Origin of the sequence: Methylophaga sp. UBA5088 (assembly GCF_002414625.1) — a bacterium.
GTDB lineage: Bacteria > Pseudomonadota > Gammaproteobacteria > Nitrosococcales > Methylophagaceae > Methylophaga > Methylophaga marina.
In genome coordinates, this window is sequence record NZ_DIAC01000064.1 from 1 (window position 1) to 826 (window position 826).

Annotated in this window: 1 protein-coding gene and 1 pseudogene; both read right to left on the minus strand. The window is 44.4% G+C overall.

Annotation, left to right across the window (positions count from 1 at the left end; translation table 11 throughout):
- Positions 1-215: pseudogene (locus tag B4K20_RS08250) on the minus strand (calcium/sodium antiporter); the annotation flags it as partial.
- Positions 216-306: 91 nt separating this feature from the next.
- A partial coding sequence (locus B4K20_RS08255) for an MlaA family lipoprotein (RefSeq protein ID WP_289282542.1) occupies positions 307-826 on the minus strand: 520 nt, incomplete at its 5' end.

Sequence of the window (826 nt, forward strand, 5' to 3'; positions counted from 1 at the left end):
ATCCCCAGTGCTGGCGCACCATCGATTGCTGCTAATGCTGACACCAGCATTTCAGGAGCCGAGGTGCCAAAACCCACAATCGTTAAACCAACGATAAGGGGGGATACACCAAAATTGGTGGCAATATTCGCTGCGCCATCAACAAATCGATCTGCTCCCCAGATTAAAATTCCGAAACCCGCGATAATGGCTGATATAAACAGAATAGTTGTCATTAGCTTCCACGTTGATTAAATGTGAGATATGAAAAAGCCGGGATATACCCGGCTCTTCATTATAAGGATTCGTTTGTGAGTTGTCGTTAGATCATTCTTCAAACAAATCGAATTCATCATCGTTACTTGGCGGATTGCCGTCATGAACGAGATATTCACGATGCTGAAGGTATGCATCACGTACATAACTGTATTCGTCTGTAGCAGCCTCGTTTAACACTTTTTCAGCACGTAATAAGTTAGCACGAGTATCCACTAATCTGACTCCACGGAAAGCATTACGAGCACCGGGTCCCTCAACATAAGTAACGGGGTCGGTGTAATAGTCACCCACTAAACCAAATGAGTCACGCACTGTTCTGGGACCAAAGAAAGGTAGAACAATATAGGCACCAGGCTCTACGCCCCAGGCTCCAAGTGTCTGACCAAAGTCTTCGTTATTTTTGTGGTTCCCACTCAGACTGGCAACATCAAAAATACCGGCAACACCCACGGTAGTATTGAGAACAAAACGACCTGTATCGTTGGCTGCTTGTTTAAATTTGAACTGAAGGAGATCATTGATAATGACGGTGATGTCGTTCAAGTTGCTGAAGAAATTACTTACACCT